This window comes from Ruegeria sp. AF5 (genome assembly GCF_056541905.1).
Genome location: NZ_JBQFYZ010000018.1, coordinates 1 through 10,627, shown reverse-complemented (window position 1 = coordinate 10,627; position 10,627 = coordinate 1). Strand labels below are relative to the sequence as shown.

7 protein-coding genes are annotated in these 10,627 nt (G+C 55.3%); 3 read left to right on the top strand and 4 right to left on the bottom strand.

What is annotated here, in order from left to right; genetic code table 11:
* The first annotated feature begins 56 nt into the window (after window positions 1–56).
* Window positions 57–1,160 (top strand): M24 family metallopeptidase, encoded by a 1,104-nt coding sequence (locus ACR0DS_RS17625; protein ID WP_480484616.1) that lies wholly within the window; start codon window positions 57–59, stop codon window positions 1,158–1,160.
* A gap of 276 nt (window positions 1,161–1,436) precedes the next feature.
* Window positions 1,437–3,416 (top strand): bifunctional 2',3'-cyclic-nucleotide 2'-phosphodiesterase/3'-nucleotidase, encoded by a 1,980-nt coding sequence (locus ACR0DS_RS17620; protein WP_480488779.1) that lies wholly within the window; start codon window positions 1,437–1,439, stop codon window positions 3,414–3,416.
* A gap of 709 nt (window positions 3,417–4,125) precedes the next feature.
* Here the strand turns inward: ACR0DS_RS17620 and pbfA are convergent.
* From pbfA to ACR0DS_RS17600, 4 genes are all read right to left on the bottom strand, one after another.
* Window positions 4,126–5,478 (bottom strand): (R)-1-hydroxy-2-aminoethylphosphonate ammonia-lyase, encoded by a 1,353-nt coding sequence (gene pbfA / locus ACR0DS_RS17615; protein ID WP_480560470.1) that lies wholly within the window; start codon window positions 5,476–5,478, stop codon window positions 4,126–4,128.
* A gap of 106 nt (window positions 5,479–5,584) precedes the next feature.
* Window positions 5,585–7,048 (bottom strand): phosphonoacetaldehyde dehydrogenase, encoded by a 1,464-nt coding sequence (phnY, locus tag ACR0DS_RS17610; protein ID WP_480560472.1) that lies wholly within the window; start codon window positions 7,046–7,048, stop codon window positions 5,585–5,587.
* A gap of 3 nt (window positions 7,049–7,051) precedes the next feature.
* On the bottom strand, window positions 7,052–8,296 hold the full coding sequence (gene phnA / locus ACR0DS_RS17605) for a phosphonoacetate hydrolase (protein ID WP_267365552.1): 1,245 nt from the start codon (window positions 8,294–8,296) through the stop codon (window positions 7,052–7,054).
* 18 nt (window positions 8,297–8,314) lie between these two features.
* Window positions 8,315–9,502 (bottom strand): 2-aminoethylphosphonate--pyruvate transaminase, encoded by a 1,188-nt coding sequence (locus ACR0DS_RS17600; protein ID WP_480484612.1) that lies wholly within the window; start codon window positions 9,500–9,502, stop codon window positions 8,315–8,317.
* Window positions 9,503–9,622: 120 nt separating this feature from the next.
* Between ACR0DS_RS17600 and ACR0DS_RS17595 the strand changes: the two genes are divergently transcribed.
* On the top strand, window positions 9,623–10,513 hold the full coding sequence (locus ACR0DS_RS17595) for a LysR substrate-binding domain-containing protein (protein ID WP_480520907.1): 891 nt from the start codon (window positions 9,623–9,625) through the stop codon (window positions 10,511–10,513).
* Window positions 10,514–10,627 lie beyond the last annotated feature (114 nt).

Genomic DNA, 10,627 nt, shown 5'->3' with positions numbered 1-10,627 from the left:
AGATCTGCCGAGATCGCCGAAACGGGTGGTTTTGGTCACAATAAGGGTTGGTAAGGATGCCAGATTTATCAGAATATAGCCGGTTGGCCCGTGAAATCTCTGTCGATGCCGTGGCATTGGTGCCGGGTCCGAATTTCGACCGAGCCATGGGCAAGTCTTTCATGACCAACGAACGCCCCATCGTGGTTGTGATCCCCGCATCAGGAGAACCCGCTGCCGTTGTTCCAAATCTGGAACTTGGCTCGTGGGATCAATTAAGGTTCGAAGGAGCGGTATTCGATTGGCGGGATGAGGCGGGTTACAAAGGGGCTTTCACCGCTTTGGCGAACCACCTGAGCATCGCGTCCCTTGCAGTTGAAGGGCAGGTCATGCGTGTTTTTGTCTCTGACGCGCTGACCGAAGCTATGCCTGGGTTACAAATAACTGATGCGGAACACCAAATCTCGAACCTGCGACTGATCAAGTCCAGCAAGGATGTGGCCTCCATGCAAGCTGCGATCACCATCTCGGAACGTGCGCTTGAGCGGGTTATCGGAACGGTACACGCAGGTCAGACCGAGAAACAGATCGAACAGGATTTGATCCAGGCAATGTTTGCCGAAGGCGCCGATTCACTGGCCTTTACACCGATTGTGGTCGCTGCCGACAACTCGGCCCGACCACATGGGAAAGCGCGTATGGATTATCGGATTCAAACCGGCGATGCGCTGCTCTTTGACTTTGGCGCGCGCAAGGATGGATTTGTCGCGGATATCACGCGAACCTTTTTCGTTGGCGAAGTCTCAGATGAGGGCAAGGCTGTCTACGAAACTGTATTGCGAGCAAATCAGATGGGTCTGAACGTGTGTCGCCCCGGTGTGACGGCCCATGATATCGATGATGCTGTCATCGGCGTTCTTGAAGCATCCCCTTTCGCCAATCGCATCCGCACCAAGACAGGCCACGGATTGGGTCGGGATGTGCACGAGGCTCCATATATCATGCGCGGAAACAACCAGGTAATGCGCGCAGGCATGGTCTGGACCAACGAACCGGGTCTGTATGACCTAGGCAATTTCGGTGTCCGTATTGAAGATGACGTCTTGGTCACAGAAGACGGATGCCTATCACTGACCAGTTTCCCGAAAGAGCTCATTGTCCTGGGGGCGGGACGTCGATAACCGGGCTGTCCCAGCCACACGGTTGGGGTCAGTGAATGGCAGCCAACATGATGCGGGTTGGATATGTCGCAAAGCACTGATTGTGAGGCATTGTCTTGGCAATCGCAGGGCACGGGTTCCCCTTCTACCATGTCTTATCAAGTACAGGAAGTTGGGCTATTGTACCTAGCATTGCGCCTACACATGACGCGTCTAAAGCGCTGGCAACCGGTTTCATATGGATGTTGCGAATTACAGGCAAAAAGACGCGTTGACCACAAACCTGAAAGGTGACCCATGTCTTTCTCAAGCCGTTCTTCAATTTCGCGACGCCGCTTCCTTGCCACGACAACCGCTGGTGCGGCGGCAATTACCCTGCACCCGTTTTCGGTGGCGGCGGCCAATAGTCAGGCGCATCTGCGCATCATGGAAACCACCGATATCCATGTCCATGTGTTTCCTTATGATTATTATGCGGACAAACCCCGCGACACGGTGGGCCTGTCCCGCACAGCTTCGATCATCAACGAAGTCCGATCTGAGGCGACAAACTCGATCTTGGTGGACAACGGCGATTTTCTGCAAGGCAATCCGATGGGCGACTACATCGCTTACGAGCGCGGCATGAAGGACGGCGACAGCCATCCCATCATCACGGCCTTCAATACGGTCGGGTATGATGCCGCGACGCTGGGCAATCACGAGTTCAACTACGGTCTGGAGTTCTTGGACAAGGCTTTGGCCGGTGCCGAGTTCCCTGTTGTTCTGGCAAACGTCGCCAAGGAAAAAGGTGCAAACCCGCGTGACGACAAGACCCTTGTTCAGGCCTATGCCATTCTCGACCGTGAAATCGAGATGGGCGACGGCACCAAACATCCGATCAGGATCGGTGTCATCGGTTTTACCCCGCCACAAATCGTGAACTGGGACCGCAGGCACCTGGAGGGCAATGTTCAGGCCCGCGATATCGTCGAGACGGCTCAGGCCTATGTGCCCGAGATGAAGGAACAGGGATGTGACCTGATCATCGCCCTGTCGCATTCGGGGATCGGGGGGGCCGATCATGAGGACGGCATGGAAAACGCATCGGTGGTTCTGGCAGGGGTCGACGGGATCGACGCGCTGGTCACCGGCCACAATCACCTGGTTTTCCCGTCACCGACATTTGCTGACCGCCCCGGGATCGACGTGGAAAAAGGCACGCTGATGGGCAAACCTGCCGTCATGGGCGGTTTCTGGGGGTCGCATCTTGGCCTGCTGGACCTGCTTTTGGAACGGGACGGCAATGAATGGCGCGTCGTTACCACAACTTCCGAGGCGCGACCGATTTCCAAACGTAACGAAGATCGATCAATCACCGCTCTGGTCGAAGATGATCAGAAGGTTCTGGAATCGGTTGCGAAAGCTCATGACGAAACGCTGGCCTATGTTCGGCGCGCGGTCGGCAAGACCTCGGCCCCGCTGCACAGCTATTTTGCGTTGGTCGCGGATGATCCGTCTGTGCAGATCGTCTCAATCGCGCAGAAATGGTATGTCGAAGACATGCTGAAAGGCACCGAGCATGAAGGGCTGCCAATCCTGTCTGCGGCAGCACCGTTCAAGGCTGGTGGCCGAGGGGGTCCGGAGTATTACACCGATGTCCCGGTCGGGGACGTTGCCATCAAGAACGTGGCCGATCTGTACCTCTATCCAAACACGGTCCGCGCTGTTCGCGTGAACGGGGCGCAGGTGCGTGGCTGGCTGGAACGCTCGGCCGGTATGTTCAATCAGGTCGAAGCTGGGTCCAAGGATGCGATCCTTCTGAACCCCGAGTTCCCATCGTACAATTTCGACGTGATGGACGGTGTGACCTATCAGATCGACCTGTCGCAACCGTCGCGCTTTGGACCAAAGGGCGAAGAGGTGAACCCCGACGCAGCACGGATCGTGAACCTTGCCTTCAATGGCGCGCCTGTTACGGATGACATGGAGTTCATCATTGCCACCAACAATTACCGTGCATCCGGTGGTGGCGCGTTCCCGGGCGCAATGGGCGACACGATCGTGTTCGAAGCACCGGACACCAACCGCGACGTCATTGTGCGCTACATTGTCGAACAGGGCACAATCGATCCCAAAGCGGATGCCAATTGGTCGTTTTCGCCGCTGGCGGACACCACGGTGTTGTTCGAGACGGGTCCAAAAGCCCGCGACTATATGGGCGACGTCAAAGGTGTGGCAATCGAGGACGCCGGGGAAGGCGCCGACGGTTTCGCAGCCTTCCGCATTAAGCTCTGATCCAAAAGAAATGTCGCAACGATAACCTGACCCGCCACCTTGGTAACTCGGTGGCGGGTTTGCGCTGAACACCCGTACAGCTCGAAGGCACTGCCCCTGCAGAGTCAGATGCTACATTTTCAATTCGCGTTCCCGACAAGCGTCGTGGCGGCAGGTCATAGAACTTAGCGAACCGTTTGATCGCCAACTGAACTTCTGCGCTCCCAGTTCTGTCAAAGAAGCTGAATGGGTGAAGGCAGGGGCAAGTTGGTGAAATCTGTATTCAAGGATCTCGCGGCAAAGGGAGATTGAATATCCTATGGCAGGTAAAAAGTAGTCGCCTGCTGAACGGCATCTTGTTTCTCAGTTTTTTGCAAAGACCACGGACTGCGATCTGTAGAGCACAGCAACAAAAGGTCTTTCAGCTTCTGAACTACATTCGATACCATGAAAGACTCCGCTCTGTTGATTTTGAGTTCCTGTAATCCCGTCAGTTTGTTCAGTCTCATTTGTACCAGAGGCCGAATTGAAGATTTTGCCTTTCCCGTTACTTTCGTCAGCGTTTTAAGCCTGAGTGCAGTTGGATATTACAACGCCATGGGCCAAATCCAAATTCTATTGTACGCCGTGCGCCATCGGACTCGTTGTCTTACGTCGCACTTTGGGGTCTTCGTCGCTGTCTCGGCCAGCCTCTTTTTACGAACTGGCGAGTTTTGACTGATCCGACGTGTCAACTCTCGGCCTTGATAGCAGCGATCACAATGTCGATTGCGTGGTCCAGATCCGATTGCGAGATGGTCAGCGGCGGCGACAGTGTCAGAACGCATCCCTGACTGATCTTATAGCTCAATCCGGCCTCCAGACAGGCGTAGTAAATCCGTTCGGCACGCGCATTGCCCGGTATCTTTTCAACGCGATCATCAACGATTTCGACCCCGAACATCAAACCCCTTCCCCGGATGTCTCCGACGGTGGGTACGTTCTGAAGTTCGTCCATCAGACGACCAATTGCGTGCTCACCCAGCATGGCCGACCGATGAACCAACCCCTCATCTTCGATGATCTGAAGTGTTGTCAAAGCGGCCCGCGCGGTGACCGGGTTCTTTTCGTGTGTGTAATGACCAATGGCAAAATCCCCGCAAACATCCAATTGTTTGCGAGTAACACATGCGGCAATGGGCAGGATACCACCGCCAAGCGCTTTTCCAAGCGTCACAATGTCGGGAATGATCTCGTCATGTTCAAAGGCGAACATCCTGCCGGTTTTGCCAAGGCCGGTCGGGATTTCATCCATGATCAAAAGCGCGCCGTGACGATTGCACGCCTCGCGCACGGATTTCCAAAACCCCGGCGGTGGCACATAGGGCACCGCACGCATGGGTTCGGCTATGACCGCCGCCACATCTCCTTCACGCTCCAGAACATATTCGACCATTTTCGCGCAGGCCAACCCGCAGGTTTCCGGTCCCGCGTGATTGTATGGGCACCGGTAGCAGGCGAAAGGCGCGACATGTTCAGTCCCCGACAAGAGGGGGCCCGCGATATGACTGCGGAACGTCGCCTCGCCACCGACGCTTGCGGCGCCGAAGCCCGCACCGTGGAAGGCATCCCAGAAGCTGATTGTTTTGAACCGACCGGTCGCGGCACGCGCGATTTTGAGGGCAACCTCGTTGGCGTCAGAGCCGCCAGTGGTAAAGAGCATCTTCCCCAGATCGCCAGGCACGATATCTGCCAGTTTTTCTGCCAAATCCACTGCCGGGTCATTGGTAAAGCGGCGGGGTGCAAAAGGAAGATCATCAAGCTGCGCTTTGATGGCGGCTATCAGACGCGGGTGCCCATAGCCTATGTGGTGCACCGAGTTGCCATGGAAATCCATGTACCGGCGACCCTCCATATCCTCGATCCAGATCCCCTCGGCCTTTGCAATAGTGCTGACGCAGGGTGATGACAGAGATTGATGCAGAAACACATCCGCATCGCGTTTGAGCAGAGGTGCCGACTTCGGTCCCATGGACTTTCGCAACCATGCCTTGCGCGCTTCGGATGTGTTTGATTCCCCTTCCGTGTGGACAATCTGTGGCATGTCCGCTCCTCATTTCTGTCATCAAAAGATGCGGGCCCCAAAAGGCCCGCCAGTATCAGGGAGGATATGAGGCGCCCTTCCCGTCTGTGGGGAAAGGGCGCAAGGTTTAGTTGGGCCAGGGCAGCGAATAGGTTTTGACGTTGGTGAAAAACTTCATCGCCTCGATAACACCCTCCTTCACGCCGTTTCCGCTGTCCTTGATGCCGCCAAAGGGTGACATTTCAATGCGGTAACCCGGCTGTTCCCAGATGTTGCAGGTGCCGACATTCAACCCGTTGATAAAGGCGATGGCCCTGTTCAGGTCATTGGTGCAGACCCCAGAAGACAGGCCGAACTCGGTCGAATTCGAGATCGCCATCACCTCTTCGTCGTTGTCTGGTACGCGCACGATCGGCACGATAGGACCGAAAGTTTCTTCCATCACCAGCTCGCTGTCATGGGGAACCTTGTCGACAACGATAGGCGGCAGCAATGCGCCCTGACGGCCCGGGTGATACAAGATTTCTGCACCCTCTTTCTCAGCCTGCAGAACGCGGTTCTCGAATATCTCCGCGGCTTTGTCGTGGATCACACACCCCAGCTCGGTTTCGGGGTCTTGCGGATCGCCGAATTTGATCTTCTTGGCCTTCTCCAGAACCAGCGGCACAAATTTGTCGGCCACACTTTCCTGCACGAGGATGCGCTTGACTGCCGTACACCGCTGACCGGAGTTTCCGGTCGCCCCCGCCACTGCGATTGTTGCAGCTTTGTCCAAATCCGCATCGCTGAGGTCATTCAGAACGATCAGAGGATCGTTACCCCCAAGTTCCAGCGCCTGCCGCTTGTAGACGCCTTTCTCAGCGATCAACTTGCCCACCGGCACACCCCCGGTGAAGGTAATGATGTCGATATGTTCATTGGTGATCATCTCATCGCCAATGTCAGCCGGCCAGCCGGTCACCACCTGGAACATCTCGTGCGGCAGGCCTGCTTCATAAAGTATGTCGGCCAATGTCAGCGCAGTCAGCGGCGTCAGTTCGGTAGGTTTGCAAACCATGCAATTGTTGGTCGCAATCGATGGCGCGATTTTGTGGCTGACCATATTCAAAGGGTGATTGAACGGAGTGATCGCACTGATTGATTTCACCGGCTCTCGGGTGGTGAAAATCTTGCGGGCTTTGCCATTGTGGGTCAGATCGCAGGAAAAGATCTCGCCATCGTCCTTTAGTGCCTCAGCCGCCGCAAACTGATAAACATCCTGTGCGCGTTTGGTTTCGTAGATCGCATGCTGGTGGCAGATGCCCAGCTCCAACGTCAGCCATTTTGCAAGGTAATCGCGTTTCTCGCCGATCAGCTCGCCTGCGCGCTGCAAAATCTGGCTGCGCTCGTACCGGGTCAGTTTAGGTTTGTAATTCGCCGCGATTTCGAAAGCCCTGCGTGCGTGTTCTGCGGTGCCAGCGGGAACATGGCCCACGACCTCGTTGGTGTACGGGTAAAGAACAGGAATGGTTTTCTCGGTAAAGACGATCTCGCCACCGATCCGCATTCCTTCGTTACGAACTTCGATTTTCGACATGGTCTGGTCTTTCATGGCTTACTGTGCCGCCGCTGTAGTTGCGTAGAAAAAGGCATCAAAGTTGCGCAGCACGGGTTGGTTTGGCAGGTCGATGACACGGTTCACGATGAAGGGAACTTCTTGTTCCGTCAAACCACCATGGCTGCGCAGGGGCTCTTTGAGCGCTGCCAGATCGTGGCGATGCTCGGACGTTCCGATGCAAATGTTTTCGCCAGAAACCATCACAATGTCGCCAATCCGATCACCGGGCAATTCGAACCGTTCAATGGCCTGAGCCTTGGTCAGCACATGGGTGATACCGTCGGTCGCCTTGAGTTTGGCAATGATGTCACTCTGATCCGCGCCATCCGGCAGATAAGCGGTCGCGAACGAACCCAGTGCACCATGATGCACGACATAGGGGTCAGTGATCGGAAGGATGACCCGTGCCGCGTCCTTGCCCAGCCATTCGTCCATCAGGTCCTGCACATAGACGACCGAAGGGGATCCATCTGCCAGGTGCTTAGGCTTCATGCCGTGATCAGCCGTCACCACGATGGCGGCCCCCAATGCGTCCAACTCGCCCAGATAGCGGTCGAACATGGCGTAGAAATCAAGTGCGCCCTTTTGATCGGGTGCAAACTTGTGCTGGATATAGTCGGTAGTCGACAAATACATGACGTCGGGCTTGAACTCTTTCAGCAGCTTGACGCCAGCAGCAAAAACGAATTCCGACAGCTCGGCCGAGTAAACCTCGGGCACATCCATGCCCAGCCACTTGCTGGCGTTGTCGATGCCATGTTCCTCAAGCGTTGTTTCGCCCGAACGCTCAGAAGAGAATGCAACCGCCCTGCCCTCGTCAAACTTCAGCCCGGCACCAAGCAGCGCGCGAAGCTTGTCCTTGGCGGTTACCATCGCCACGCGGAAACCTGCATCATAGAACTGTGAGAAGATGGTCGGCGCGCGCAGGAAGCGGACATCGTTCATCATAACCTCTTCACCGGTGTCGGGATCAATAAGGTAGTTGCCGCAGATTCCATGCACGATCGGCGGACGCCCGGTGGCAATCGAAAGATTGTTGGGGTTGGTGAACGACGGAATAACAGAATGCGCCAGACGGTCTGTACCTTCCTCCCGCATCCGTTTGAGGTTGGGCATCAGCCCTTTCGCAATCGCCACGTCGAGGTATTCAGGTTCACATCCATCAAGGCAGATGGCAATTGCGGGCACCTTCGGCGTTGGGTAGACGCGCTCATTTGCTTCGACAGGGGTTTGAATGGTCATCTGTGTTTTCCTTGATTTTTATGCGGCCAACTTGGCGCGTTCTTCCAGTGCCCGGAGAGGAGGCGCAGCGCTTGTCACGCCCATTTCTTCCAGAGATTCTTTTGCAGCGATCACAACTTTACGCATGACATCTTCGTCCATCTGGCCGATGCAACCGACGCGGAAACTGTCGACGACAGTCAGCTTGCCCGGGTAGATAATGAACCCTTTTTCTTTCATCCGGTTATAGAACTGATCAAAAACGAAATTCTCATCAGCCGGGCAGAAGAAGGTAACGATGATCGGGCTCAACCAACGATTATCCAGCAGTGTTTCGAAACCCAGTTCCCGCATGCCCGCGACCATGACGTCCCGGTTGCGGGTATAGCGGGCGCCTCGACCTGCAACACCGCCTTCGGCAGTGTGCGCCCGAAGTGCCTCGATGAAGGCCGCAACCACATGCGTCGGCGGGGTAAACCGCCACTGTCCCGTTTTGTTCATATGCGCCCACTGCGCATACACATCCAGAGACAGCGAATGACTGTTGCCTTTTGCGGCTTCCAGCTCGGTCTTGCGCGCCACGATGAACCCGAAACCCGGAACGCCCTCGATGCATTTGTTCGCCGAAGACACCATGGCCTCGTAACGAATTTCAGTTGGTTTGAGCTCAATCGCTCCAAAGGCGGACATCGAGTCAATCAAGAGCTTGCGCCCGGCGGCATATGTGACCTCCGAAATCTCTTCGACCGGGTTCAGAATGCCCGAGCTGGTTTCGCAGTGAATGGCGACGACATGCGTGATGTCCGGGTCATCCGCGAGAATGCGCGCAACCTCATCACCCCTCGGCGGCAGGTAATCGCCTTTGTCCAACACAACATGATCACGACCCAGGTACTGCAACGTTTGTGCTGAACGCTGCCCGTAGGCACCATTTGCCAATACCAACGCCTTTCCGTCTCGCGGAATAAAGGATGCCAGCATCGCCTCGACGGAAAACGATCCGCTGCCTTGCATCGGTACGCAATCGAACGCGTCGGCACCCTCGCCAAGCAGGTTCAGCAGGCTTGACCGCACCTCCCGCGTCATGGCGCGGAAATCATCGTCCCAGCTACCCCAGTCACGTAACATTGCCTCTTTGACCGCGTAGGACGTTGTCAAAGGACCGGGCGTCAAAAGGTAGGGTTCACCAAGGCGCGGTTGCTCTAATTTTGGTTTGGATGGCGTCATTACCAGGCTCCAGAACAGCGTTTTCAGGAACACAATTGCAGCAACGCTTGCTATATGTGAAATTGCAATTATCAATCTAATCATAGGCGCAGCCTATGCATACATCTTCAGGGAACTGTAATGCGACACAGCCAGTTGAAAGCCTTTCATTACGTGGCCAAACATGGGGGATTTTCCCGTGCGGCAGAGGCTTTGTATCTGACCCAGCCAGCGATTTCCGAGCAGGTCCGAAAACTGGAACAGGATCACGACCTGTTGTTGTTCCAGCGTGAGCGAAAACGCGTGAACCTGACGCCCGAAGGCGAACAGCTTTACCGATTCACCAAACAGTATTTCGAGATCGAAGATCAGATTGAGGATTACCTCTCTGAAACCAAAGCCGCGATCGATGGAGAATTAAGGATCATTGCCGATTCAGCGCATCACATGACATCTTTTCTGGCGCCGTTCCAAAAGAAATACCCTAAAATCACGATCACTGTGCGATCCGGCAACACCGAAGAAATCCTGGAAGAGCTTCGGTCTTACAATGCAGAGATCGGTGTTGTTGGCAGCCTGTCTCCCGGCAAGGACATGGACGTATTGAATTTGGGGTCCACTGAAATCGTGGCCTTTGCTGGCCAGGGCGTGCTTTTGGCATCAAAACCCACCCTGACCCTGAAGGAGCTGGCCGAGTTGCCCCTGATTTTCAGAGAGCACGGGTCAAAAACACGCGAGAAACTGGAAGAAGCAGCCGAGAAACAAGGTATCAGGTTAAACCCGGCGATTGTAGCTGAAGGCCGAGAAGCCGTTCGCGAACTTGTTGCCTCGGGTGCAGGTATCGGTTTTGTATCTCAGGCGGAATATGGGCACGATGATCGACTGCGGCAAATCAAATTGAAGGGTGTGAAATTGCAAATGGGTGAAAGCATGATCTCACTTTCCCAGCGTCGCGATGTCAAGATCATACGGGCGTTTATGGACTTTGCGGAGCGGGTTCTTGGGGAGAAGGAAACCGCCGGAGATATGTGACCGGCGGGTTCTTGAGTTTTTTTTGTGGATTACCTGCTGCGCCAGGCCTGTGTGCGGGCCAGGATGCCTTTTGATGCCATCAAATGAAAGATCCGGGCGGCTGCGTTGGTGTAG